The 26512-nt window shown below is 68.2% G+C and carries 22 protein-coding genes; 9 read left to right on the forward strand and 13 right to left on the reverse strand.

The genetic code is table 11. From position 1 onward, the window contains the following. The 7 genes from VEW47_14600 to VEW47_14630 form a co-directional block, all read right to left on the reverse strand. On the reverse strand, positions 1-651 hold a 651-nt coding region (locus VEW47_14600; GenBank protein ID HYS06412.1), incomplete at its 3' end, for an aminotransferase class III-fold pyridoxal phosphate-dependent enzyme. Then, on the reverse strand, positions 632-1699 hold the full coding sequence (locus VEW47_14605; protein ID HYS06413.1) for an NAD(P)-dependent alcohol dehydrogenase: 1068 nt from the start codon (positions 1697-1699) through the stop codon (positions 632-634). The genes VEW47_14605 and VEW47_14600, both read right to left, overlap by 20 nt. Positions 1700-1717: 18 nt before the next feature. Beyond that, the gene (locus VEW47_14610) at positions 1718-2206 is read right to left on the reverse strand and encodes an energy transducer TonB (GenBank protein HYS06414.1); all 489 of its coding nucleotides are present in this window, start codon (positions 2204-2206) and stop codon (positions 1718-1720) included. Then, positions 2203-2652 carry a hypothetical protein gene (locus VEW47_14615; GenBank protein HYS06415.1) on the reverse strand — a complete coding sequence of 150 codons (450 nt, stop codon included), beginning with the start codon at positions 2650-2652 and terminating at the stop codon, positions 2203-2205. The genes VEW47_14610 and VEW47_14615 overlap by 4 nt, the downstream gene beginning before the upstream one ends. Positions 2653-2671: 19 nt before the next feature. Then, positions 2672-3208, reverse strand: coding sequence for a hypothetical protein (locus VEW47_14620; GenBank protein HYS06416.1), 537 nt, complete (start codon positions 3206-3208; stop codon positions 2672-2674). Between the two features lie 16 nt (positions 3209-3224). After that, on the reverse strand, positions 3225-3695 hold the full coding sequence (locus VEW47_14625; protein HYS06417.1) for a hypothetical protein: 471 nt from the start codon (positions 3693-3695) through the stop codon (positions 3225-3227). 88 nt (positions 3696-3783) lie between these two features. Beyond that, positions 3784-4146, reverse strand: a complete 363-nt coding sequence (locus VEW47_14630) for an Imm8 family immunity protein (protein ID HYS06418.1) — start codon at positions 4144-4146, stop codon at positions 3784-3786. 928 nt (positions 4147-5074) lie between these two features. Here VEW47_14630 and VEW47_14635 point away from each other — a divergent pair. Continuing rightward, on the forward strand, positions 5075-5410 hold the full coding sequence (locus VEW47_14635; protein ID HYS06419.1) for a hypothetical protein: 336 nt from the start codon (positions 5075-5077) through the stop codon (positions 5408-5410). 103 nt (positions 5411-5513) lie between these two features. Here VEW47_14635 and VEW47_14640 read toward each other — a convergent pair whose 3' ends face one another. Then, the gene (locus tag VEW47_14640; GenBank protein ID HYS06420.1) at positions 5514-5786 is read right to left on the reverse strand and encodes a hypothetical protein; all 273 of its coding nucleotides are present in this window, start codon (positions 5784-5786) and stop codon (positions 5514-5516) included. Between the two features lie 97 nt (positions 5787-5883). Between VEW47_14640 and VEW47_14645 the strand changes: the two genes are divergently transcribed. Both VEW47_14645 and VEW47_14650 read left to right on the forward strand, forming a co-directional pair. Continuing rightward, entirely contained in the window at positions 5884-6129 is a 246-nt protein-coding gene (locus tag VEW47_14645; GenBank protein HYS06421.1) for a hypothetical protein, read from the forward strand. A 36-nt stretch (positions 6130-6165) separates the two neighbouring features. Next, a complete protein-coding gene (locus VEW47_14650) occupies positions 6166-6573 on the forward strand; it encodes a hypothetical protein (GenBank protein ID HYS06422.1) in 408 nt (135 codons plus the stop codon). A gap of 10 nt (positions 6574-6583) precedes the next feature. Here VEW47_14650 and VEW47_14655 read toward each other — a convergent pair whose 3' ends face one another. Next, entirely contained in the window at positions 6584-7069 is a 486-nt protein-coding gene (locus VEW47_14655; GenBank protein ID HYS06423.1) for a hypothetical protein, read from the reverse strand. A gap of 341 nt (positions 7070-7410) precedes the next feature. On the opposite strand from VEW47_14655, the gene VEW47_14660 reads away from it, so the two are divergent. The 4 genes from VEW47_14660 (at position 7411) to VEW47_14675 (ending at position 19846) form a co-directional block, all read left to right on the forward strand. After that, positions 7411-9171, forward strand: a complete 1761-nt coding sequence (locus tag VEW47_14660; protein HYS06424.1) for an ATP-binding protein — start codon at positions 7411-7413, stop codon at positions 9169-9171. Positions 9172-9220: 49 nt separating this feature from the next. Beyond that, entirely contained in the window at positions 9221-12022 is a 2802-nt protein-coding gene (locus tag VEW47_14665; GenBank protein ID HYS06425.1) for a S41 family peptidase, read from the forward strand. A gap of 76 nt (positions 12023-12098) precedes the next feature. Further along, complete coding sequence (locus tag VEW47_14670) at positions 12099-13370, forward strand: hypothetical protein (protein ID HYS06426.1); 1272 nt, start codon at positions 12099-12101, stop codon at positions 13368-13370. An 11-nt stretch (positions 13371-13381) separates the two neighbouring features. After that, on the forward strand, positions 13382-19846 hold the full coding sequence (locus VEW47_14675) for a translocation/assembly module TamB domain-containing protein (protein ID HYS06427.1): 6465 nt from the start codon (positions 13382-13384) through the stop codon (positions 19844-19846). Positions 19847-19891: 45 nt separating this feature from the next. Here VEW47_14675 and VEW47_14680 read toward each other — a convergent pair whose 3' ends face one another. From VEW47_14680 to VEW47_14690, 3 genes are all read right to left on the reverse strand, one after another. Then, positions 19892-21304 carry an FAD-dependent oxidoreductase gene (locus VEW47_14680; protein HYS06428.1) on the reverse strand — a complete coding sequence of 471 codons (1413 nt, stop codon included), beginning with the start codon at positions 21302-21304 and terminating at the stop codon, positions 19892-19894. Positions 21305-21554: 250 nt separating this feature from the next. Then, positions 21555-22820, reverse strand: a complete 1266-nt coding sequence (locus VEW47_14685; protein ID HYS06429.1) for a PP2C family protein-serine/threonine phosphatase — start codon at positions 22818-22820, stop codon at positions 21555-21557. A 79-nt stretch (positions 22821-22899) separates the two neighbouring features. Beyond that, complete coding sequence (locus tag VEW47_14690; GenBank protein HYS06430.1) at positions 22900-24792, reverse strand: tetratricopeptide repeat protein; 1893 nt, start codon at positions 24790-24792, stop codon at positions 22900-22902. A 99-nt stretch (positions 24793-24891) separates the two neighbouring features. Here VEW47_14690 and VEW47_14695 point away from each other — a divergent pair, with 99 nt between their 5' ends. Continuing rightward, positions 24892-25473, forward strand: coding sequence for a heavy-metal-associated domain-containing protein (locus tag VEW47_14695; GenBank protein ID HYS06431.1), 582 nt, complete (start codon positions 24892-24894; stop codon positions 25471-25473). Beyond that, positions 25470-26021, forward strand: a complete 552-nt coding sequence (locus tag VEW47_14700) for a TlpA disulfide reductase family protein (GenBank protein ID HYS06432.1) — start codon at positions 25470-25472, stop codon at positions 26019-26021. The genes VEW47_14695 and VEW47_14700 overlap by 4 nt, the downstream gene beginning before the upstream one ends. A 16-nt stretch (positions 26022-26037) precedes the next feature. Here the strand turns inward: VEW47_14700 and VEW47_14705 are convergent, their stop codons facing one another. Then, positions 26038-26385: a hypothetical protein gene (locus VEW47_14705; protein HYS06433.1), complete on the reverse strand. Its 348-nt coding sequence runs from the start codon at positions 26383-26385 to the stop codon at positions 26038-26040. Positions 26386-26512: the final 127 nt, after the last annotated feature.

A 26512-nucleotide genomic window follows, 5' to 3' on the forward strand; every position in this document is an offset into this window, starting at 1 on the left:
GACGGCGACGTCGCGCTGGGCCAGGGCACGCCGCAGCCCCTGCAGGTCATTGAACTGGGCGATCCGGACCTTGCCCGGGGTCGCCTTCGCCAGCCCGCGCTGCGCGGGAACGAGCTGGCCGTCCTGCAGATCGATGAGACCCTCGTCGAAGTGGCCATGATAGTGGCCATCGAACAGCAGCACGACCTCGCGCCCGGTGGCCGCGCGCGCCACCCGGATGGCCTCGACATTCGCCTGGCTCGCCGACAGGGTGAACTGCCAGAACGGGACCGGATAGCGTCCCGCCAGCTCCTCGGCGACTTCGACCGCCTCGCGGGTCGGCAGCAGGAACTGCGTCCCCTCCCGGACGCGGCGCGCGACCGCCTCCACGATCGCGGGGTTGGCGTAGCCGCAGAACATCGACATGTCGGCGACGTTGACGTCGAGGTAGCGGTGCCCGTCGACGTCGGTGAAGCCCGCCCCTTCGCCGACATCGATGTAGACGGGGACGTCGTTGTCGGTCGCCATCCACGCCATCGGCACGCCGTTCGGCATGTGGGCCCGGGCGCGCTCGAGCAGCCCCATCGTGCGCGGCCGCCCTTCCACGAGCCTCTTGAGCTCATGGTCGTGGACGTGACTCACCTTCGCCGGGTCAACTCCGGGTGCGGGCATGATCGAGTCGTCCCCTCATCGCAGTGGGATCTCTCGAACCTGCGGTCAGGATCACCTTCCCGTGGAGCTCGTCCTCGATCATGTGCCGGAAAGCCTCGCGAACCTCGCTCAAGAGGTAGGTCCTGTCGATGATGGGTGTGATCGTCCCGGCTTCGAGGAGCTTCCTCAAGAGGGCCATCACGTCCTTCTTGGCCGGGATCGGCAGCCCCGGACCCCGCAGTTGCTTCACGAAGCGTGAGAGGACCATCAGCGTGAGGAAGCAGGGGATGAGTCCGAAGAGACGCTTGCCCGACGCTCCAAAACGCTCGTGCCCGATGAGTACGTATCGTCCGTCGGGTTCGAGCGCGCGCCTGCACGCGAAGAAAGAGTGGTTCCCCGGGACGTCGAAGATGAGATCGTAGCGCACGCCACGTCGTGTGAAGTCTTCCCGCGTGTAATCGATGACCTCATCCGCCCCGAGTGAACGGAGCAGGTCCAGCTTGCTCGTGCTGTCCACGGCGGTCACGTGCGCGCCGTGGGCCTTCGTGATCTGCAAGGCGAGAGCGCCCACGCCGCCCCCGCCACCATTGATCAACACCTTCTGTCCCGGCCGGAACTGATCCAGGCCTCGGAGGTTCATGAGCGCGATGTACCCGGAGGAGGGAACGGAGGCGGCCTGCTCGAAGGTGATGTTGTCCGGCTTGAGCGCCAGCAGGTCCTGGTGTACGGACACGTATTCGGCGAAGGCGCCGCCGTTGACCCACTGGTGTGTGACGAGGGTTTCGCCGAAGACCGGGTCACCCGGCCGGAACCGTGTCACCTTTCCGCCGACGGTTTCGACGATCCCCGCCATGTCCGTGCCGGGGATCCGGTTCCTGGGTCTGGAGAACCCGGATCCCGCCAGGCGGAGGACGTAGGGCCTGCCGGTCACGACATGCCACACATCCGGATGGAGGGAGGCCGCCCGCACCCGAACCAGGACCTCATCGTCGCCGGCAACCGGCTTGTCGACTTCCCGGAGCTCCAGATGATCGGGGGATCCGTATCTCTCCTGGACGATCGCCTTCATCGCGTCATCAGGACCGTATCACCTGGTCTCGAAGTCGATGACCATATAGGCGAAGCAGCGGACCGGCTCGCCGTCCAGCCTCGCCGGCTCGTTGTACCGCATTTCCGCGACAGCACTCCGGGCCACCTCGTCAAAGGCAGGATAACCCGATGAACCGACAACTTTCGCGTGGCTGACTGTAGCGTCGCGCTCGACCACGCCCGCTACGATGACACGACCGTGAGCGTGCTGGCGACGAAGATCCGCCGGGACCTCTGGCCCCTTCATCTGACGATGCGATGACCTCTGAATTCGGTCTCGTACTGCCGGGTCCTCTCCGTCGATGATGGCGTCCGAGCCGGCAGTGGCCTTCAATTCTGCGTAGTAGTCGTTGATCGCCGAACGCTCTGCCGGAGTCAACACCGGCGCCGCGTAGGACGGGGTGGCGGCCGGCTGGGCCGAAGTCTTCGCAGGCTGGTTGACGCAGGCCACCAAGGCAAGGGCGAGTGCCACGATGAGCGCGGTCACCTGATACACCGTGAACCTTTCGCCAGAACCGCACCAGTTCGCTTTGCCAGCCAGACGATGAAGTATGCAAGCACTACGTAAAAATAGCCGAAAGCGAGTGTGTACCCTGAGTAGGCCAGCCATGCGGTGTAGACGTCAGTATCGAAGGAAGAACCCTCCATCACGGTCACGCACAGGATAATGAGACCCAGCAGCGCCACCATCAGAAGCGGAGCAATGCACATGGCCACTCGAATCTGTGGCTCGGGCCTCCTCCGCATCCACCACAGCAGGCCGAGGGCGATCAGCACATACGGAACACCGCCCACCATCGCTGAGAGACCGGCGAGACTGATGAACGTCTCGACCATGGGGGGCACGATATGGAACCATGCGAGAGGCAGGAGAAGGAATGGAACCAGAAGCGGCAGGGAAAGCAACGATCGGTAGAGCGTCCTGATCTGCACCTTCGCCCCCGGCTGTTGACTAACGCTCCGGCCCAGCGCCCCATAGCGCTACGCGTCGATAGTGCGTCGACTCGCCGTACAGGGTGCCTTCGTGGATGTGCACCTGCATGAACCGGAGGAATTCGTCCGTTGACCCCACACCGCGCTTGTTCGAGCCGTCGTCCTCGATCGGGGTCAGGACCAATCCGTCTGGAGCCTCGAGCTGGTACCGAAACAAGACATAGCCGGAGACTTGGGGCTCCTGTCGCTTCACGTCGTGGGCGTTCAAGACCCGCACGCCACCGACCTCGACCACGAACCCGGTCAGCTCAAATGCCGTGTCGTCGCCCCCCTCGCGCATCGCGATCTTGTATATCCGGCCGTCGGGTGAGCTGATGGTGAGCTCGGCAGGCTCTTCACCGGCTGTCGGTATCGATCGCCACACGCCGATGAGCCCCGCATCGAACAGCGCCTGACTCTCGGTACCGACCGGGAAGGGCCAGGCCTCAAGAGTGAAGTCGACCCCTTCACACCCGAGGGGGACGACAAGAAGCATGACCGCTGCGGCGACGATCAAAGGGACAGATCTCGCGTCAGCCCCCACTTGCAACCACGTTCGGAGCCGGAATCGGAGGCGGTGAAACCTGGAACAGCCTGACAACAGATGGCCGCGTCAGAACCACAAAGGTGAAAATGCCAAGCAACGTGCCGTACGGGACGCCCAGGCAACACACACCGGCAACCACCATGCACAGAATTCGCGATCGGCGTTGCTTCAAGCGACGGTACGCCAGGAACTTGAGCCCCCCGATCGTGAGCACGAATACAAACATACCGAGACCTATGAGGCCAAACAACCATCCCATAATCGCCGGTGGAGGGGCCTGGCCGGGCGTGGCCGGCATTCGAGCAATCGCGGCCGCAAAGAATGCACCCATGAACGCGTACACAAGACCGAGCAGCGAGAAACACGCACTCATGGCAGCCGACACCAGGTAGGCAATCGATAGAAGGTTGAGATGTTCCTGGTCAACGATGGTCTGCCGGATTTGATCTTCAGGCATTCTCAATGCCTCTCGAAGGGTGCCAGTGGTGGCTATCGCCCCGGCTAAGCTGCGGCGCGCGTGCGCCGCAGCGACTCCGCCCCCGACGTCATTTTCGGTAAGCCTCGAGTTCCCAGTGCATCTCGCGGTTGAGCCGTTCGGCAACCTGTGCCCAACTGTCCCCCGAGCAGTGCGAGATCAAGTTGCGAACGGCTGCTTCGACGCCCGCCCACGAGACATGGTTCAGAATCAGATAGCCGCGACCCCAACGAGTACCGTGGTCCCGAGCCAGTGCACGCGGGGTGATAGCCACGAATGAGAACGCCTCCGTGCCCTCTTGACCTTTCGGGCCAATGCTCGCTTCGAACAGCACCGACGCGTCAGCTGGGTCCACCGGCTCCTGGTCTTGAGTCAGATCGGGACTGGTCAATGATTTCAGCTCTGGGAAAACTGTTGCCATCGTTCCCTTCATTCGCTGTACGTCTAACGCTCGCGCTCAGCGGCGCGCGCCACGTGACCGCTTTACTTTAGCGCGCGGGCCTGGCGCGCGGCCGTTGCAGCGCGTTGTTGGGCGGCACCTGCAGCGAGCGTCCCCCGTCGGGCGACGCGCTCGCCTCGAGTGACATCACTGTCGCGCTCCCAGCACTTGGCGGAGCTTTCGCACTACCACGGCTCTCAGCCGCGCCCATGCACTGCTGCCAGACCTCGAAGCTAAGGCCGGCCCCCGAATTTGCTGTCGCAACTCAGAGAGCGAAAGGCTACCGTCGGCATGCCAGCGGCCGAGGTTCGAGAGCGAGACGCACAGCGGTAGACTGCCGTCGTGCGCCTTGACAAAGAGAGCAGCTTCGTCCGGCATGGGAAAGAACACATCGGCCTCAGAGTTCTGGGGGCCCCAGATGGCCTGAACCTCGTTTAGGACCAACCGCTCTTCGTCGGTGAGCGATCGACGCTGACTACTCATCGTGACTTCTACCCTCTGTCCGCCCAACGCAAATTAGACTGATCCGTCTAATCTAATAGGAGTAGCGACAATGCTGGAGAACATAGATATGACTGCAAGGGCCGTCACTTCCGCATAGCACAATAAGAGTAGCGAAGGCGTCGGATGATTAACGGGATGGCTCCGGAGTTCGTTGTTCACGGCTGTCTCGAGCGAGATCGCTGCCTCGGACTATACGCGCAGGCCCCTCGATCGGCAAGGGAAACGAAGGACTGAGTGCTGCATCTCATGCCGCACTTCGGGTGGATATCGCCCGATGGCGGGCTCAGGTCGTGTAATGGGCGTTGATCTCGATGTACCGGCGTGTGAGGTCGCAGGTCCAGAGGACGGCGCGGCCGAGGCCGGAGGCGAGGTCGAGACGGATGGAGACGCGCGGGGTGGTGAAGAGAGAGCGCAGGTCGTGACCGTTCTGGACGCCCTGGCCGCGGCGGACGACGGGGACATCGCCGATGCTCAGGGTGACGCGGCCGGGTGCAAATGGGACGCCGGCGGCGGAGAGGATGCGCCCCCAGTTGGGGTCGCCGCCGGCGAGGGCGGTCTTGACCAGGGGGAGTTGGCGATGGAGCGGGCGACGCGATCGGCCGCGGCTTCGCTGACGGCACCGCTCACCTCGACCTCCATGATGCGGCGGGCGCCTTCCTCGTCGGTGACGATGTCGAGGGCGAGGGCGCGGCAGACGACGCGCAGGGCGCGGATGAACGAGCGCTCGCGGCGGCCGGCCTGCAGGAGGGCGTGATGCCCGCGACGAGAACCTAAAAGCGGAAATTCGTGCGTTGCTTCACATGCTGCAAAGGGGCGGGGCTGCCGGGGGTGAGTCGCCCCTCCGTCTCCGCACCCGGTCACTCCGGTGCCGAATAACCCGACGGTGTGACATTCACCCGTGGATCCCGGGGCGGTCTGCCGGAGCGCTTCGCGCGTGTCGTGCGGTTTCTGCCGAAGAGGGCCCGGGTGCCCTGAACGATCCAATAGAGGAGGGTCATATAGATCAGGAGCGGCACGGCGACGATCGCCAGGACGACGAGCCAGACGAGGCCGATCGGCGCCCGCACGAAGCGATCGAAAGGACTCAGATTTCTGCGCGGCCGCGGCCGCGGCACCGGGGGGCCGCTCATGACGACGGCGATCTTATCATCGACGTCGCTTGACGGCCCCCCGCGGCCGATGCTACGCTCCCGCCCCTTCCGTGAAGACATGCCGTGGAGGCGACGCGTGGGCACATCCGTCCGGTTGAAGTCGAAGGTCGACAGGCTCAAGAAGAAGCTCGCGGAGAAGGGCTCGACCCTGGCCGCGGACAAGAAGCGGATCCTGACGAAGAAGCTCAAGAGGTTCCAGAGAGCGAGGCGCACCGCCCTGGCGCTCGAGAAGAGGGCGATGGACAAGAAGAAGGCCGGGAAGGACGCGACCCCGGAGAAGCCGCCCGGCGCCGCGCCCGAGGTCCCGGTCCCGGCAGGCTAGGCGCCCGATCAGTCATCGGAAGGAGGAGGCAGGAGCATGCAGGCTGCGCGCAGGGTGACAGTCGCCATCGGCACAGCGCTCGTCGCCGTGGTCCTCGCGGGGTGCGCGAAGAGCATCGACGAGGTCATCATGAACCCCAGCGACAAGGACGAGGTGATCGCGAAACTGCTCGCCGATGACGTGGCGAAGCGCGACATCATGGCCAAGCTGGCCGCCAAGGACGACACCAAGAAGGAGATGGCCGAGACGCTGCTCGGCGACACCTCCATCAAGGCGATGGCTGTCGAGAAAATGGCGGCTGACGCGACCCAGAAGACGGCCCTGATCCAGAAGCTCCTGGCGGACGCCGCGACGCGCGCCGAGATCATCACCGCCCTCACGAGCGACGAGGCCTCCCGCAAGGAGCTTCAGGAAACCCTCAAGAAGCCGCTCCCCAAGAAGTAGGCGGGATCCGCTACAGCGCGTTGACCTGGACGGTGTTCGACATCACGCGGTGCCCGCTCGCGTCCGCCATGCTCAATCGGACCCGATAGGTCCCGGGCCGGTCGAAGCGCATCTCGTGAGAGTAGTCGAACCCGTCGCGCGTGCGCACCAGCGTGCCCGTGGCGCAGAGCGGATCCTGGTGCGCAGGCGGGCCGGTGTTCCGATCGGGACGCTCCGCCATCGGGTCGTCCATGCCGCCGCGCGACCCCGCGACGTCCGCCTGCATCGCCAGCTCCCGGCAGAGCTCGAGCCGCGCCGGCTCGGCGCTTCCGAGCACTTTTCCGTAAAGCGAGACCGTGAACGGCACGAAGCCGACCACGCGATCGGCCGCGATCCAGAGCGCGGGCGGGCCGTCCTTGGCGCGCGAGCCCTTCGACCAGACCGGTCCAATTCCCAGTATCATCGCGGCGACGACGCCCCCGGCCAGCACCGACCGGCACCTCCGCCTCTCACGCATCGGCCCCCCCTCCTGTTCCATCGGCGAGACGCACGAGTCCCGTCAATTGCTTATATGTAACCACATTTAATTACATATGAAACAGTGTGCTAATCTACCAAATTATCAGTTGATGTCAATGCTAATTTTCGTAATCTTGACTGTGGTTTACGACAAACTTATATTCCCAATCCGGCTGTCAGGATGGCCAACCGGTTCGACTGGCGCGACGGGGTCCCTTGCGCACAAGTGCTGGTTCCGAACGACTTGCGGGTTCCGCGGCCAGCGATGCCGGCCGCCGCCGTGCCGCTCGCGCTCAATCCGGGGAACAGGCTTCGAATAAATCGCTGGCGGCCCAGGCCGTGGCCGCCACGGAGCGCGGCTCCCGTTCGAGCGGTGGGGAGGGGGCCGGGGCGGCAGGGGGGAACGGCTCCGGCGACCGTCCCGGATCACGGCGCGACCTGCTTCAAGAGATGGTCGCACTGGGCGACGCCTCGAACCGAATCCTCCGGGAAAACGATTTCGATTCGATCTGTCGGCTGTTCCTGGATGCGATCCGTGAGCACACCGGTTACCGGCGTGCGGTCCTGTCGCTGTTCGGCGAAGACGGGCGGGACGTGCAGACCTTCTTCACCGGCTTCACCGACGAGGAGATCGACTACTTCCACCGCCACAAGCCGACCCTGAACGAGCGGACGGCGATCATCCAGGAACGTTTCCGGATCGGACACGCGTACCTGGCCCCCGCGGCCGAATGCGACGGCGGCGGCCTGCGCCCGGGGTTGGCGCGCGACCTCCTGTTCATCCCGCTGCCGGGCTCCGGGTCCGCGCAGGTCGGCGCCGTGCTGCTGTTCGCCGCGGACGATACGGCCCGGCCCGCAGCCGAGGATCTGGCTCCGCTGGAGCTGTTCGCGGCCCAGGTGGCGCACGCCATCCAGAAGAAGCTGCTCGATCAGAAGATCACCGCCATGCAGGCGCGCCTCCTGACGGTGCAATCGCAGCTCATGCAGGCGGAAAAGATGTCGGCCATCGGCCTGTTGATCTCCAGCGTGACGCACGAGCTCAACAACCCCCTGAGCGGCGTCATGGGATTCGCGCAGCTCCTGCTGCAGGGCGAGCTCAATCCGAAAGTACGCAAGCACCTGGAGCGGATCTACAACGAGGCGGTGCGCTCGCAGAAGATCGTGCAGAACCTCCTGTCCTTCTCCCGCCGCCACAAGCCGGAGAAGACGCAGCAGAACCTCAACGACGTGATCGACGGGGTCATCGAGCTGCGCGCCTACCAGCTCCAGGTGGACAACGTCGAGGTGGTCCGGCACTACGACCCGAGACTGCCGAAGACGATGCTCGACTTCCATCAGCTCCAGCAGGTCATCCTGAACGTGGTGAACAACGCGCACCAGGCGATGATGGAGGTCGCCGACCGCCCCAGGCGTCTCGTGATCACGACCGAAAGGCGGGAAGAGTCGCTGCGGGCCAGCTTCGGCGACAGCGGCACCGGCATCGGCTCCGACCGGCTCGAGTCGATATTCGACCCGTTCTTCACGACCAAGAAGAGCGGCAAAGGGACCGGTCTCGGCCTGAGCGTGTCCCGCGCGATCATCAAGGACCACCAGGGATCGATGAACGCCGAGAGCGTGGTCGGCGAGGGGACGACGATCCACGTGGACCTGCCGCTGCTGCGGGATCCCGGCGCGGCGGCCGGGACGGAGGGGGACGGGAAGAAGGCCGCGTCGCCCTTGCGGCCGATGCGCCTGCTGGTCGTCGACGACGAGTCGATCCTGGTCGAGCTTCTCGTCGAGTTCCTCAAGACCGTGGGTCACAAGGTCGACGACGCCCGCAACGGTCAGAAGGCGCTCGAGCTCGCGACCGCGAACGACTACGACGCCATCCTGACCGATCTGAAGATGCCCGGTCTCGACGGCCAGGGCCTCTACGAGAGACTCTGCAAGATCAAGCCGCAGATGGCCCGCCGGTTCATCTTCTCGACCGGAGACCTGGCGAATCCCCGCACGCAGACCTTCTTCCAGACCGCCGGCTGCCCCTACCTCAGCAAGCCGTTCAAGCTCGAAGCGGTCCTGAAACTGCTCGAGCAGATCAGTCGCTCCACGCGCGCTGCCTGACGATAGCCACGTTGACAGAGGATGCGTCCCGCCGTACTTTAGGGGCTCCGTGACGGATCCTGTCGAACGAACCGGCGCTCTCGGCGCGGGCGGACACACGCGGCGCTGGACCGCTCTCCTCATGACGGGCGCGCTCCTGCAGGGGTGCGCGGTCCTCGCCCTGCCTGTGGATCTGCGCGCGCAGGAGCAGCAGGACGGCGAGCCGCCGGCGGCCGCTCCGGCGCTCGATGCGATGTCGCTCGAGGACCTGGTGAAGCGCGGGAACGAGGCGCGGCACGCCGGTCGGATGCGCGAGGCGATCGCATTGTTCCAGAAGGCTCGCGATCGCGCGCCGCACTCCTACGAGATCCGGGTGCTGCTGGCCGACACGTTACGCCGCGTCGCGGAGTCGGAGCGGGCGCTGCCGGAGTACGAAGCGGCGCAGCGGATCGACCCCGCGCGCCCCGAGGGGTACACGGGCAAGGCGCTCATTCTGAGAACGCGGTACGACGACGAGGCCGCGGCGGCGCTGTTGCAGGACGGGCTGGCCAGGGTGGGGGCAGGGCACCGGTCCGAGCTTCTTCTCGTCCTGGCGGAGACCCGCCGCCGCGAGAGGCGTCTCGACGAAGCCGCGCGGTTGTTCGGAGAGATCCTCGAGGCGCACACTCAAGACGCGCCGGCTCGCGCCGGGCTGGCGCGTGTCGCTGAGGATCGCGGCGACCTGGACGGCGCAATCCAGGACTGGGACGCCTACCTGGGAACCAAGGCGGACGACGAGGCGGCGGCCCTGCGGCGGCAGGAGCTGCGCGAGCTGCGCGCCTCGATCGAGGCGTTGCGCCGGACCGCCGCGCGGCGGGGCGCAGACGCGAACGTCTTGATCGAGCTGGGGCGGCTCTTGTTCGTGGCCGGCGACGCGCAGGGAGCGGCCGGGTCGTATCGTAAGGCCCTGAGCATCGATCCGGAGAAGGTCGAGGCGCGGCGCGGGCTGGCGGTCGCCCTGCGCGAGACCGGTTCCGACGGCGCGCTCGAGGCGGCGCGCGAGTTCAGGCGCCTGTTGAAGCGGCGGCCGGCCGACGGCGTGGCGCTGTACAGCCTGCTGGGGCTCGCCGTCGCCGGGGGAAGCGACGATGACGAGGAGGCCGCCTGGCGGGCCCTCGTGGTGGCCCGGCCGGACGACCTGTTCGCGCTGCGCGGCTGGACGACATCCCTGGAGCGCCGGGGACCGGAGGTCCTCGCCCGCGCGATCGAGGAGGCGCGGGCCGGCGACGACGGACCGGCGGCGCCGATCAGGCTGCGACGCCTGACCCTCCTCCTGGCGACGGCGGGACGCTTTCCGGAGGCGGCCGACGCGCTGTACCGGATGCTCCTCCTCGACCCGACCGATCCCTGGAGCCTCGAGATCGCCAACGACGTCCTGTTTCTCGACCCGGGACTCCAGACCGCGCTGGCCGATCGGCTGGGCGCCGACCTGAAGAAGGATACGACGGCGAACGGACCATCCGTTCCGCCGGACTCGGCCGCGCCGCAGGTCCTCCTGGCGCGGTTGGCGTGGTGGGCCGGGCGCGGCGAAGAGGCGGTCGTGATCCTGCGGCAGGCGGTCGCGGCGCACCCCGGATCGGCCCTCGTGCACTCGGCGCTCGGCGAGGCGTACCAGGGGATCGCCGGCCGGTCCGACCTGGCGGTCACCGAGCTGCAGCACGCGGTGACGCTCGATCCGGCGCGTCCGGCCGCCCATGTCGATCTGGCGCTGACCCTCCTGCGCATGGGGCGGTCGAAGCAGTCCGAGGCGGCCGCGCGGCGCTGCCTGGAACGCGCGCCCGACCTCTCACCGGCGCTGTCGGTGCTGGGCGCCGCGCTCGCGGATCAAGGGAAATTCGAGTCGGCGGCGTCGGCCTATGCTTCGGCGCTCCTGGCCGATCCCGCGGACAACTTCGGCCTGGCGCGCGGTCAGCTCCCGATCGTGCTCGCGGCCTTGGGCCGCAACGTCGAGGCCCGCAGGAATCTGCGGGGAGCGGTGCCGCCGATCCCCGAGATGCTGTACCGCGAGGCGTGGGCCTTCGCGCGCGACTCGTGCCGCGATCGCGCCTTCAACGGCCAGAACTGGCTGGCCTGGAGGACACGCTATCGGGGGGCGCTGCGGACCGAAAACGACGCGTATCGCGCCATCACCGCGATGCTGTCCTCGCTGGGCGATCCGTACACGCGGCTGCGCGACCCGGAGGAGACCGCGGCGCTGTTCCTGACGCGGCGCGGTTCTTCGGTCGGAACCGACCCGCTCGGTCGCGTCTCCGCGCAGAGCAAGACGGTGACCACCGGGGAGCTGCCCGGCGGTCTCGGCTACATCCGGCTGGGCAACTTCACCGACCCGAACCTCGTCGCCGAGGTGCGCGCGGCGCTCGAATCGATGCGCCGGAAGGAAGGGATCGTCCTGGACCTGCGCGGCAACAGCGGCGGCCTGTCGCGCTCGGCGGACGAGATCGGCAACCTCCTGGTCGGTCCCGGCAAGGAGGCGGGCCGGGACGCATCGGACGCCGGGGAGATCTCGCAGGTCACCGGGGGAGACGGAGCCCTGACCGACAGCCCGCTCACGGTTCTGGTGGACGGGCAGACCGGCAGCGCGGCCGAAAGGCTGGCGCGCACTCTGACGAACACCGGCCGCGCCTCGCTCGCGGGAGACCCGACGTTCGGCAAGGGCCGGGCGCAGATGTCGCGCGTGCTCCCGGGCGGGACGACCGTCCTGGTCTCCAACAGCGAGATGCTCGGGCCCGACGGGCGGCCGCTGCAGGGGAAAGGACTGGTCCCCACGCGCCGGTCGCCCCTTCCGGCGCCGCCGGGCGCCGCACCGGCACCGAATCCGGCGCCGACACCCTGAGAACGCACGCGACGACCGGCGCGCCGCGGCCGGGCCGCCGCGTGCCCGTGGAGCCGCGTGATAGACTACGCGGCCCATGAGCGAACCGACGACGCATCCTCCGGCGCCGGGACGCACTTCCGATGGAGCACGAGCCCGGGTCCGGAGGCGCGCCCAGGCATTCCTGGCCGCCCTCGTTCCGGGAGCCGCGCCGGCCGGTTCCGGGGGCATCTGGGCGAACGCCTGGCCCTTTCCGGCCGTGGTCGTCTCCGCCTTCCTGATCTCCTGGGGCGCCGAGTGCGCCCAGTTCCTCGTGTCGCAGGGAATGGCGCTGGCGATCCTCGCGTGGCTGCAGGCGCTGCCCGAGTTCGCGGTCGAGGCGGTCATCGCCTGGTCTCAGCAGATCCACTTCATGACGGCCAATTTCACCGGCTCCCTGCGCCTGCTGGTCGGTCTCGGCTGGCCGCTGATCTTCGGCGTCGCCGCCTTCGGGAACTGGAGGCGCGAGCACCGGCTCCTGAGGCGGATCCACCTCGATGAAGAGCACTCGGTCGAGGTCCTGGCCCTCGGGTTTCCGATCCTCTACTTCCTGGTCATCTACCTCAAGGGAACGCTGACCCTTCTCGACGCCGCCGTGCTGATGGTGATCTACGTCCTGTACCTGTGGGTGCTGAAGAAGATCCCGCCGCGGGAGGTGGAGGAGACCGCCGACCTTGAGGCGGTCCCCCGCCGCATCATGAGCCTGCCGCGTCGCGGCCAGATCGCGGCGATCGTCGTCCTGTTCGCCGGCGGCGGGCTGCTGCTGTACGTCGCGGCGGCGCCGTTCCTTCACAGCATGCTGCGCTTCGCGAAGCGTCTCGGGGTGTCGGAGTACCTGTTCATCCAGTGGGTCGCGCCGTTCCTGTCGGAGTTCCCCGAGAAGCTCAGCGCCATGTACTGGGCGCGCCGGCCGGGGAAGTCGTCGATGGCTCTGATGAACATGGTTTCGGCGAACATCAACCAGTGGACGATGCTCGCCGCGATGATCCCGATCGTCTATAGTTTCAGCGTCGGGTCGCCGACGCATATCCCCTTCGACGAATTCCAGCGGGCGGAGATCCTGCTGACGGTGGCCCAGTCGATGCTCGGTATGCTGCTCCTGTCCAACATGTCGTTCCACATCGTCGAGGCGGGAGGGATCTTCGTGCTCTGGGGGGCGCAGTTCGCGCAGCCCCACCTGCACAAGGAGATCACGATCGTCTATTTCGCCTGGGTCGCCTACGAGCTGTTCATGACGATCGTCGTCCGCCGTCGCCTGGCCGCTCTGGATGCCTTCGGGCGCGTCTGGCGCGCGCACGCGGCGCGGAGCCGCAGCGTTCCAGCAGCCTAGGCAAGATTCCGGTGACGCGTGGTCGTTTCGCAACGCTCTCCCTGACGGTCGTCGCGGTCGCGGCGGCGGCCGTGTTCGGCCTGCCGCGCGCCCGGCGCTGGGGCGAGGAGAGGCTGCGCCGCTCGATCGAGACGCGGGCCACGGCCCTGTTCGGCGGACCGGTGCGCATCGAGCGGCTGCGCACCGAGTTCGTGCCGCCGGGCGTCCATCTCGAGTCGGTGCAGGCGGAGCGCGAGGGAAACCGCGGGTCGCAGGCGCGTGTCTCGGCGGACGAGGTCTCCGTGCGGGCCTCTCTGCTCACGTTCCTGCGGGCGCGGAGCGGCCCCTTCGCCGTCAGGATGAAGCGGCCGCGGATCGCGCTGCGCCTCGCCGAAGGACGTCCCCTGTCCGCCGGCACCGGCCCGTCGGACCCGGCGACGGCACCCCTCGCGGCCGTCCCGGCCGGATCGAAGTTCGAGATCCAGGACGGCAAGGTCGAGATCGATCTCGCCGGCGGTCCGGCCGTCAGGCTGGACGGAGTGCAGATCGAGGCGAGCCCGCAGCCGGGCGGGGGTGTGAGCGGCGACGGCCAGTTCGCCTCCGGCTCCTACGAGGGGCCCGGAGGAGAGTGGCAGGGACTGTCGGGCGACGCGACGTTCGTCGCCGGGGACACGGGCGTGCGACTCGATCCCGTGGCGATCCGCGGAGAAGGGCTGAGTCTCTCCGGGCACGTCACGGCGCGCGACGGCGACGCGCTCGTGCTCGAAGGGGCGCTCGACGTCGGCCTGGACGTGGGGAAGCTCGCGCGGTTCTTCCCGGAGGGGGCGGCGCCGCAGGGCCAGCTCAAGTCCTCGCTCACAGGGAGCGTGCGCGACGGCACACCCGCGGCGACCGGGAGTCTCGAGGTCGAGAACTGCTTCCTGTGGGGCGTGTCGATCGGCACGCTGCGCAGCGACCTGGCGGTGGACGGCGGCGTCCACTTCAAGGGGATTCGCGCGCACCTCCTGGGCGGCGAGGCGACCGGCACGACGGAGGTCCGTTTCACCAAGGACGGCTTCGAGGCGACGACCGATCTGCGGCTCGACGGTGTCGACGCGGCGCAGGTGCTCGAGCACGCCGGCTGGACCGGCCCGCCGCTCACAGGGACCATCCACTACAGCGGCACCCACCGGATCGACAGCACGGGACTGAAGAGCCTGCGCGGCACGGGGGTGGTCGACGCTGTCGGGCACTATCGTTCGACCCGGGGCGAGGACCTTCCCCTCGAGGTCACGGTCGAAGTCTCGGCGGAAGGGGAGACGGTCCATCTCCTGAACGGTGCCCTGCGCGCCGGATCGACACGCGCCAGCTTCTCCGGCCGTGCGGGTCCCGGCGAGGGGATCACTCTGAAGATGAGCGGGGGCACCGGAAACCTGTCGGAGATCCTGCCGCTGTTCGCGCCCCCCGCGAAGAAGGCACCGCGCCCGTCTCCGGAACCGGCTTCCGGTCCCACGCGGAGTCCTCCGTCCCGGGCAGGTCCCACGCCCGCCCCTTCACCCGGTCCGCCGCACCGCTCCCGACCCGCCGCCCGGCGACAGTCGAAAGCCCGTCCAGCGATTCTCTTCGCTTCCTGGCCGCCGCGGCGGTGGGGAGGGGCCGTGGACGGGGCGGGGGCGCCGTCCGTTGCCGGCCGCTCCGCCGCCGGCCCGCCCGCGATCGCGCCGGCCGCGGGCCCGGAGAGTCCCCTGGAGAGGATCGTGCATTCCCTCGGGGGGCGCTGGGAGTGGGACGGTGATCTGTCCTACGCCAGGACCGGTCTCAATTTCTCCGGGACTCTGAAAGGGAGCGACCTGACCTACCGGGGCACCCCGGTCGGCTCGCTGAGTGCCCGGGTCGTCTACCGTGACGACGCGCTTCTCATCGAAGAGGCCGCCGTCGAGGCCGGGAAGGACGCCGCGGCGCGGTGGAGCGGCCGCGTCGATTTCCGCGGCGAGGGATCGGTTCGCATCGAGGGAACCGCGACGCACTTTCCTCTCGCGCCGGTCCTCGCGGTGGCCGGCCTGAAGGCGCCGCTCACGGGCTGGGTGAGCGGCAGCATCGACCTGGCCGGCCGGCCGGATGCACTCACCGGGCACGCGCGCGTCGAGATCGCCCCGGGCACGGTCGCGGGGCTGGAGTTCGATGCTCTACGGGGCGACCTGATCTTCACCCCCGATCTGGTGGAGATGAAGCCGCTGACGATCGTGCAGGGCTCCGGAACGATGACCTTCGAGGGGAGGATCCCGTACCACGGCGCCGACTGGGTGCCGCAGGAAGGGGCCGGTCTGCCGCGCGTCGACGTTCGGGGCTCCGGAATCGACCTGTCGCTTCTGTCCAGGATGGCGGCCGGTCTCCCGCTGGAAGGCACGGCGTCGATCGAGGGCATGGTCGAAGGAACGCTCTTCGAGCCGCACGGGACGATCACGCTGGGCGCGACGTCCCTGAAGGTGCGCGGCTTTCCCCTGGGGGACGTGACCGCGCGCGTCGACCTGTCGGGGGACGCTGCCGACATCGTCCTGAAGGCGCCCGGCCAGGGAGCCGCGCTGACCGGGCGGATCGGATTGCAGGACGGCGCTCCCGCGGACCTGCGCGTCGTCCTCGAGGACACCCGGCTGCGGGGCGGGACGTTCCTCAACGGATCGTCCGAGGACGTGCAGGTGACGGTGGGAGGGGACGTGCGGATCCATGGGCGTCTGGCCGATCCCACGACTGTGGAGGCGAAGGCGACGCTGCAGCGCTTCGAGGCGTCCGTGGCGGGGTTGCAGGTGAGACCCGAGGCCCCGATCGAGCTGAGCCTCGAGTCGGGGAGAATGCGTCTTGCGCCGGTCGTCCTGTCGGGGCCCGGCACGCGCATCGAGGCGCGCGGCGAGCTCGATCCGGGGGCCGCCGGAACGATCGACCTCTCCGCCAGCGGACGGTTCGATCTGAAACTGGTGCGTCTGTTCCTGAAGACCCTGCAGGCGACGGGCGAGGGGACGGTGGTCCTGCACGTCGGCGGTCCGCTGGCGAGCCCCGCCTTCGAGGGACGGCTGGTCGTCGAGGCGGGGGCGATTCGCCATCCCGGCCTGCCGTTCCCGATCGATGACCTGCTCGGCAAGGCCCAGTTCGAAGGGATGCGCCTCAAGATCGAGAGTCTCGAGTTCCTGGCGGGCGGTGGCCCGGTGATCGGGACCGGCGAGATCCGGTTCGGCGATCTGCAGCGTTCGGAATCGCCGTTCCTCGTGAACACCGCCGAGGTCCATGTCCTCGGCACCAGCGTCAAGGGGGAGTTCCCGGAGGGGTTCCGATCGGTGTCGGACATGGACCTGACCGTGCGCTGCGAGCACGGACAGACCTCGCTCACAGGAACGGTCGACCTGGTGCGCGGCGTGTACGTTCGGGACTTCAGGCTGGATTCGTCGATCGGAAGGCCGCGGTCGAGCGAGACGTTCCGCGTCCCGTCCGGCGGCGGCTTCGCGGGGATCGACCTCGACCTGGTCATCCGCGCCACGCAGGACGTCTGGCTGCGCAACGACTTCGGGAAGCTCGAAGGGCAGGGCGACCTGCAGGTGCGCGGCACGACCGACCACCCGTCGATCGCCGGGAGAATCACCGCCGTCGAGGGGGGGACGATCCGCTTCCGCAACGTCGAGTACCGCGTGCTCGGTGGAACGATGGACTTCGCCGACCCGGAGGCGATCAATCCGAGCTTCGACATGCAGGCCGAGACGCGCGTCTCGGCGTACCAGGTGACGCTGCACTTCGAGGGGACGCTGGACGATTTCCACTACGACCTGACCAGCACGCCGCCCCTGCCCGAGCAGGACATCGTGGCGCTCCTGCTCACCGGTCGCACGCTCGGGTCGCTGACGCCCGAGTCGGGCGGCCTGGCGGAGGAGACGGCCACGTCCTACCTGTCCGGCCTGACCGGGGAGCTGACCGGGAAGGTCGCGGGGAAGGCCGGGTTCGACGTGCTCAGCATAGATCCCCTTCAAGTGAACGCGCAGGGGGACCCGACGACCCGCATCACCGTCGGCAAGCAGGTCACCCCGGATCTCTTCGTCGCCTATTCCAACGACGTGGGTTCGACGCAGGGCTCGATCTACCAGCTCGACTACGCCCTCGAGCGCGACTTCCACTTCACGAGCCTGCGCGACCGGGACGGCTCGATCGGCGGCGACTTCAATTACATCCTGCGCGGCAGGCCTCCCGTCCTGCCGGGAGCGGGAGATATCGTCTTCGTCGCCCCGATCGTGGGCAGCCTCAAGATCGAAGGGGACCTGCGCCTCAAGGAGAAGGCGGTGCGCCGCCGTCTGCGGGTCAAGGAGGGCAGGCCGCGCAACCGCGCCGCGGTGAACGACGGCATCGACCGGGTCCTCAAGTTCTACCACGACCGCGGCTACCTCATGGCCGACGTGGACTCCCGCGAGACGCGCGCACCCGGAGGAAAGGTGGATCTGGTGTTCCGCGTCCGCGCCGGGCCGCGCGTGCGGATCGAAATCGACGGGACCCGCGGCCAGGCCGCCCTGCGCCAGGAGGTCAGGCCGTTCTGGGAGAAGGGGCTGTTCCTCGAGGATATCGTCGACCAGGCGCGCGAGCGCATCGAGACGATCTACAAGGACCGCGGCTATCTTCAAGTGGAGGTCCACCCCGAGGTGCTGCACGACGATCCCGGGCAGTTCCGGGTGCGCTTCACGGTCCGGCGCGGCCCGCGGGCCCGGGCCGGCGAGGTGCGTCTGGACGGGGTCCATCACCTTCCCGAAAGGGAGGTCCGGAAGGTCCTGCGCACGTCCCCGGACGGGGTGTTCACGCGCGGCCTGGTCCGGCAGGCGACTCTTCAGGAGGACGCGGCGGCCCTCCGGGCCCTGTACCTGTCACGCGGCTTTCCGGGTGTTACGGTCGAGGAGCCGGAGGTCACGCTCGACTCCAGCGGCCGGCGGGCGGTCGTCAAGTTCGTGGTGCGGGAGGGGCCGCTCGTGAAGTTCGGATCGCCGCGCTTCGAGGGGAATCGTGCCTTCACTTCGGCCGCTCTTGCCAAGACGGCCCGGATCCGTGAAGGCGAGCCTTACACCGCCGCCGCGGTCGACGCCGCCCTGGTCACCCTGCGCCGCCGCTACGACGATGCGGGGTACCCGGACGTGCGGGTCACCTGCCGGCCGCTCGAACCCGGGCCCGATGCCGAGGCGCGGGTCGAGAACCCGTCGTTCACCATCGACGAAGGACAGCCGCAGAGAGTGCGGGACATCCACGTCACCGGCCACGTCCTGACTCACGAGGACGTGATCCGCAAGGCGCTGACCATCGAGCCCGGAAGCGCCTTGAGCCGCAGCGATCTGCTGGCAAGCCAGACCCGCCTCTACGGGCGCGGGATCTTCAGCTCGGTGTCGATCGAGGCGGAGCCACCGGCGGCCGACGGCGCCGCGTCCGGGCCGGGCCCCGCGAGCCCCGGTGTCGTCGTCGAGCACGACGTCCGCGTGTCGGTGCGCGAGATGGCTCCGATCACGCAGGTCTTCGGCGTCGGGTATTCCAGCGACGAGAAGCTGCGCGGACAGTACGAGATCTCCAATCGAAACATCTTCGGCAGCGGGCGCTACGTGGGCCTGCAGACGCGCGCCAGCAACCTGATGCAGCGCGGCACGCTGTCGTACCGGGAGAAGGGCCTGTTCGGAGGAAGCTACGACCTCCTGGCGTCGGCCTTCGGAGAGAACGAGGTGCATCCGGGGTTCGACGTGCGGACCATCGGCTCCTCGATCCAGCTCAGCCGCCGGTTCACGCGCGCCACCCGCACCCTCTACCGCTACTCGCTCAAGGACGTGAACCTCTCCGACACCACGGCGACATTCGAAGGATCGACGCTCAGACTCTCGAGCTTCGCCGCCTCCGCCATCCACGACACGCGCGACGCGCCGTTCGATCCGAGCCGCGGCCACTACCTCGGCGGCGAGGTGCAGTACTTCGACAGCGCCATCGGGTCGGAGGCGGACTTCGTGAAGATGTTCGCCCAGATCTACCGCTTCAGGCAGGTCTTCCCGCGAACCGTCTGGGCCCAGGCCCTGCGAGCGGGCGCCGCCGTTCCGTTCGGCGTGTCGAAGACGGGCCCCCCCCTGACGTGCGTCGAGGGGACGTTCACGGATTCCGGCGTGCCCCCCTCCGAGCGTTTCTTCGCCGGCGGGGACACGACGGTGCGCGGCTTCGCGCGCGACCGCCTGGGCGCCGAGTGCAACGGCGATCCGCTGGGCGGCGAGGGATTGTTCATCCTGAACGAGGAGCTGCGCTTCCCGATCGTCCACTCCCTGGGAGGCGTGCTCTTCTACGACGCCGGCAACGTCTATCGCACGCTAGGCGACTACGACCTCGGCCATCTGCGCCAGGTCGCCGGCGCCGGCCTGCGTTTCGCCACCCCGATCGGTCCCTTCCGGCTGGAGTACGGCGCCCTCCTCGATCGCAAGGAAGGGGAGCCGCGCGGCGCGCTGTTCTTCTCGATCGGCCAGGCGTTCTGAACAGGCCGCCGTCGACCGCCCCGCGGCCCCCACAGCACCTCCGGCTCAGTGCCGGCTGAGACGCTCCGCGAGCGTGCGGCCGCCCGGGGCGCGGCCGGTGCGCTCGCCGGTGTCGTCCATCCGGCTGAAGGCACGCTGCACGTAGCGCACTCCGAGGAAGCGCAAGGGCTCCGGCTCCCAGAGGGGCGAGCGGTGCCCGACGAGCGGCAGGGCGGTCAGCCCGGTCGTCCGACCGGTGACCAGATCCGCGAGAATGCGTCCGGCCAGGTTCGAAGCGCCGACGCCGTGCCCGGTGTAGCCGCGCGCCCAGGCTATGCCCGCGGCCCGGTCGTGGTCGACGCTGGGCATCCAGTCGCGCGGCATCCCGAGCGGTCCACCCCAGGCGTGAGTGAAGCGCGCGTTCTGCAGGGCGGGGAACCAGTCGCGCGTCATGCGCCGCAGCATGTCGTGCGTCGGCTCGTCGCGATCGTAGGCGTCGGCGATGGCCGAGCCGAAGCGGTACGGCGCGCCCCGGCCGCCGAACAGGATACGGCCATCCTGCGTGCGTGAGAGATAGTCGATCGAGAGGCGGAACGAGGCCAGGCACTCCCCGCCACGCCAGCCGATCTCCTTCCAGACCTCCTCGCCGAGCGGCTCGGTCAGGACGATCAGGGAGTAGACCGGCAGGAGGCTGCGGCGCGTCTTCTTGAGGCGGGCCAGGTACGCCTCGCCCGCCAGGACGACGACCCTCGCCCGGACGTCGCCGCGCGCCGTGCGCAGCACCGGCGCCTTTCCCGCCACGACATCGGCGACCTCGGTCTCCTCGTAGATCCTCCCGCCCAGCCGCTCGACGACCCGGGCGAGCCCGCGCGCCAGCCGGGCCGGGTGGACGCGGCCGTACTGCGGGCAGAACCAGGCGCCCCGCGTTCCACGGACCCTGACTCTCCGATCCGTCTCCGCGGCCGTCAGCAGCGACTGCTGGTCGCCGAAGCCGAAGCGCTCGAACATCGAGGCGTACTCGCGCATCATCGGCTCCTGGTAGGGATGACGCGCCACGAACAGGGCGCCGACCTTCTCGAACCCGGCGTCGATGCGTTCCGCGGCGCAGACCCGCGCGATCTCGTCCACGGTGTCGTATAGCGCCCGCTGCAGCGCCTGCGCCTTGTCACGGCCGTACATGCGGGCGACGGCGTCCAGGCCGATGTTCAGCTTGCTCGAGACCCATCCGCCGTTCCGGCCCGACGCGCCGAACCCGGCGATCCTCCGCTCGAGAATCGCGACGCGCAGCGAGGGCTCACGCTTCAGGAGGTAGTAGGCGGTCCAGAGCCCCGTGTACCCGGCACCCAGGATCGCGATGTCGACATCAATCGATCCATCCACCCCCGTCCGCGGCGCCAGTTCATCCCCGCAAGTCTCCAGCCAGTAGGAGTACTTTGAATATTCGGACGTCGCACCCCGCGCAACAGCAGTGTTGTTCATGGGAGCGGAAGTATCGCACACACATCACCCGCGGAAGGCTGTGGCTGTTCGTCGAGGCCGACGGGACGGGGGGCGCAGCCAGGCCGCGCGGTCGTCTGAGACCTCGCGCCGGGGCCCCGCCGCGCGCACCCCAGCGCGGTGGGCGGCGCGAGGCGAAGCGAGGGGAGGGTCGCGCAGCAAGCCGGACCCGTGCCGCGCGGCCTGGCTGCGCCCCCCGCCCCGTCCTCGGGCGGAGGAGGAGCACCGGTTTCTAGGAGGAGGGCTTCCGAACGACGACCACGGTCTGGTCATCATGCGGCCGCAAGCGGCGCGAGAACGCCTCGACCCTCTGAAAGATGAGATCGACCAGCCCCCTGGCGGGAAGCGACTGGTTCTCCGCGACGATGCGCTGCAGCCGCGCCACACCGAAGTCCTCGTCGTCCGGATTGGTGGCCTCGGTGATGCCGTCGCTGTAGATGACGACGACGTCCGACGGCCGCAGTAGCACATAGCCTCGTTCGTAGCGCGCATCAGGATCCGGGCCTAGGACCAGACCGCCGTGGTCGAGCTCCTGGAAGCGCCCGTCCTGGTAGAGGAGCGCGGGCGGGTGGCCGGCGTTGCAGTAGATGAAGTTGCCGTTCCTCTCGAGCTCGCCGTAGAACAGCGAGACGAAGCGGGTGCTGAGCGTCGAGCGGTTGATCACCTTGTTGAGCCGCTCGATCGTGCTGACAATCTTGAGGTGCTCGGCCATCCCCATGCGCAGACCGGTGATCGCGTCGCGCACCTGGAGCGCGGCCGGCAGCCCGTGACCCGAGGAGTCGGCGACCGCGATTCCCAGGACACGATCGGAAATCGGGATGAAATCGTACAGATCGCCGCCGAGCGCCTCGGCCGCCACGGCGCGCCCGTGGACGTCGAAACCCTGGAAGGTCGGCGAGGCCTTCGGCAGGATCGACATCTGGATCTGACGCGCCTCCTCCATGATGTTGTGGAAGCGCTGCTGGCGGATCTTCTGGCCGATGACATGCTGGATGGCCGATAACAGATAAAGCGTCTTCTCGCGGTCGAATTCCCCCTCGATGCTGAACGACAGGAGGTACTCGTTCCCCTGACCGATGGTCATCGCGGCGAACACGGTAACGCCGAGGGGGTCCTCGATGGTGTGATCGAAGCCAGGGTCGCTCTCTCTCATGATGATGAGGCCGCGCTCGATGAGCTGCTGCACCGCGGCGTAGGTGATCGGCACGGTGTAGCCCAGCTTGTCGGGAGGGTTGTCGCCGTACCAGCGGCGCAGGACGTAGCGATCGCCCGCCTTCTCGTACAGGCGGCCCGCCACGAAGCCGAGCTCCTGGCCGAACTCCTTTAACAAGATACGCAGCATCTCGTCGAGCGAGGAGGTCAGCGCCTGCTCCTCCTCGACGGAGTTCAACGCCTGGTCGAGCTTGCGCCAGAAAGAGCGGTAGACGGCGGAGCGCTCGGCGACCGCGGGCCTCTCCGGGCGGGCCTCAGCGCCGGTTTCCGGCTTGATCGCTTCCATGATGAAAGAAATCGTATCACACGCGGTGGAGCCGCCCGCAGGCGCCGCGCGCGCCCGGCCCCACGATCCGGAGACGCTCCTAGCCGCCGAGGCGGCCGAGACCGGTGCGGGCGGACGTGTCCTCCGGGTCCAGGGCGAGCGCCTTGCGGAACTCCTCGCGCGCCGCGTCGCTCTCGCCGAGACCCGCATGAATCTCGCCCAGGCGGGTGTGCGCCCTGGCATAGGTCGGGTTGAGCCGGATCGCCGCCTCGAGGGCGCGTTTCGCCTCGTCGATGCGGTTCTGGTTCTTCAGGGCGATCCCGAGGAGGTAGTAGGCCTCCTCGCCGTCCGTCTTCAGTCCCCGGCGGTAGACCGCCTCTTCCTCGTCATAGCGCTTGCTCCGGTGCAGGATGATCCCCTGCGCCTTGTAGGCCCTCCAGGAGCTGGGGTTCGCCTCCTCGGCGCGCTGGTAGGAAGCGAGCGCCTCGTCCGGGCGCCCGAGCTTGTCCAGGCTGTTGCCTCGATTGATCCAGGCATAGTCGTTGCCGGGCCACTGGGCGAGGGAACGGTCGAAGGAGGCGATCGCCTCCTCGTAACGCTTCTGCTCCATCAACAAGTTGCCGATGTTGTAATGCACGTTCGCCTCCGCCGGGACGACCGGGCGGCCCAGGGGGAAGAACGACACGAGCGCCAGCCCCAGCGCCAGCGCCGCGGCTCTCGTCACGCCGGGTGAGAGCGCGCCGGTGGCGCGCAGCTCCGACCACAGTCGGTCGCCGAACGCGGCGCCGTAGATCAGAAGGGGGGGCACCAGCGGCAGGCGGTAGCGTCCCGAGACATAGAAGATCAGGGGGATGGCGGCGGCGTGCGCGCCGTACAGGAGCAGGGCCGCGGCGGGCGGACGTGGACGCCCGGCCAGGATCATCCCGGCCACTCCCGTCGCGACGATCGCCGCGAAGGGGAGACACAGAATGCGGAGCCAGGGGATCTGCTGGCGCTCGAAGTACAGGCTGTACTCCGTGGAGGCCTCGTAGTCGCCGAACAGCGCGAGCAGCTTCTTCCCCTCGAGCTTGAGCCAGGCGAAGGGGGACGAGGCGATGAAGGCCAGTCCCTTGCGCAGAAAATGGGCGCTGACCTCCGACCGGCGCATGATGCGACCGGTCTCGTGCTCGGCTATCGACTGCTCCTCTACGGCCTGGCTCTCGGGCGAGCCGCTGAAACCCGGTGGCACGCTGTAGAGCCCCGAGGCGCCCGGGTTGTTCCCCTGGTAGAACGTGAGGCCGCCCTGTCCCGACAGCGGCAGCGGGTCCGAGGCCACGTACAGGTTGTGCGACAGAACCGGCACGGTCGCCAGGAACGTCCCGGCCAGGAGGACGAGGGCCGCGCGGGAGCGAGTGAGCCCCAGGCAGGCGGCGTAGATCGGGGCGAGCAGGATCGTCCCCGGAACACACTCGGCCGCGAGGCCGATGACGACGCCGGCCAGGAACCACCGGCCCAGGACGGTCCGCCCCGCCAGGGAAGCCCGCTCGGCGCCGACCAGGAGGACCAGGGCCAGTAGACTGAGCGTCAGACCGAGGGTCGTCCCGAGCACTTTCATCTCGAAGAAGGGGAACGGGGCGTACAGCGCCGCGGCGCCCGCCGCCAGGAGGCCGACCCTCTCGTTGAAGGCGGCCATGCCGATCCGGTGGATCAGGAGGAGATTGACGAGTCCCAGGAGCGCCTGGAGCAGGTAGACGGGGGCCAGCGAGTGGCCGACCTCCCTGAACAGGACCGCCAGCAGGTAGGGATAGAGCGGCGGGAAGTAGAACGCCTCGCGGCCGATCCACGACCCCCGCGCGATGGCGGCCGCCCACGAGTCGTACACCCTCGAATCGAGGATCAGACCATCGAAGAAGATGCTGTTCTGGGCGTAGAGGTGGAAGTAGACCGCCCGGAACAGCGCGGCGGCCAGAAGCAGGACCGCCAGGGACCCGGAAATAGCCCACGGGGGAGGCAAAGGAGGGTCCGGGGCCTTGCCTTCTCCGCGCCCGCGATTTATTGTCTCGTCATGCCGCATCGTCCCGTCCGGCCGCTGTCCCCCGGCAGAATACCGCACGTGCAGCCGCGCATCGCGGTGTTTCTGGCTTTCGTCGCCTGCTGTCTCCTCGCCGGGTCCCGCACGGCGCTCGCGCAGAGTGCGGGGAGCACCGGGCCGGTCCGGCCGGGTATGGTGTCGGCGCTGGTCGTGCCGGTCACAGGAATGACCTGCGCTCTCTGCACGCGCGGGGTCGAGACGTCGATCAAGCTCCTGGACGTCGTCGAGGGTGTGTCGGCGGATCTGTCCACGGGGCTGGTGAGGGTGCAGGCGGCCGCGGGGAAGTCGCTCAACATCAAGGACGTGAAAGAGCGGGTCCAGAAGGCGGGCTTCAAGGTCGGGGGGGAATGCGATCTGGAGGCGACAGGGCGCTTCAGCCTCGGACCGGACGAACGGATCACCTTCCGGATCCCTGGGACGGCCTACTCCTTCCAGGTGCTGGAAGGAAGCGAAGTCAAAAGGCTGTTCAAGACGGACCCGAAGTTGAGGGGGGAATACTTCCTGGCCTTCCGCCTCCACGAACACCCTCGCTGGAAGCCGCCCGCCATCTCGATCGAGCGTGGTGAGTCGCGCGGCACGCCCCCTGGGGGCGCCGCCCGATGACCCGCCGCCTCGATCGAGGACGCCTCCGGACGCTGGCATCGCTCTCGTTGCTCCTGCCCGCATTCCTGTCGTGTGTCGGCGCGAACGAAGGAGTCGCGGCCACGGTCCCCGTCGTAGCACCGGCCGTCAGGGAGGATCCTTACGCGAAGATCTCCCTGCAGGACCCGCAGGGCCGCATCATCCGGTTCTCCGACTTCAAGGGGAAGGTGCGGCTGATCGACGTCTGGGCCTCCTGGTGCGGTCCCTGCAGGATGACCATCCCAGACCTGAACCGCCTGTACGACCGCTACCGCGGCCAGGGACTGGTGGTCGTCGGCGTGTCGGTCGACAGCAGCCCGGCCGAGGTCGTGGCCTTCACGCGCAAGACGCCGCTCAAATACCCTGTCGGAATGATGAACTCCGAGATCGGCACTCTTCTCGGCAATCCCGACGCCCTGCCCACCACCTTCCTGGTGGACCGCACCGGACGACTCCGCCGCAAGTTCATCGGCTATGTCGAGCTCGCGACGATCGAACGCGAGGTCCGGAAGTTCCTGGAGACTCGCTGAGGGGCGGTTCGACCCTTCACCCCGGCCCCAGGAAGCGCTCGACCTGCAGAAGGTAGCGGACGGCGAAATACAGGAACGAGACTGTCGGCAGGATGAGCGCCGCGAGAACGCTCGCCAGACCGCGCACCGGGCGCCGGGCATGGACCTCGATGATCACGACGAAGAGCGCGATGATCCCGGTGCTGATCAGCACGAAGTGGATCAGGAACAGCCCGCCGGCCAGGAGCGCGTACGCCCTCCCGCCCCGCTCGATCCCGAGCACATCGATGACGTCGGGGCCGAGCAGGTACAGTGTCCAGAGCGCCAGAAAGATCCAGTCGAGGTGGAAGCAGGCGCGCGCGATCCCTGGATACCGCGTAGGCATGGCCGCCCTATCTGCCACACGCCCGCGGCAATGTCAATCGCGACTCCGAGCGACTCGCCGCCGGTGTGCGAGGCAGGCCGCCGCGCTGCGGCCCGCCTCGCACGCGGGATGCGGTACGGATCGAGGC

The organism is Candidatus Dormiibacterota bacterium, from assembly GCA_035635555.1.
Taxonomy (GTDB): domain Bacteria; phylum Acidobacteriota; class Polarisedimenticolia; order Gp22-AA2; family Gp22-AA2; genus Gp22-AA3.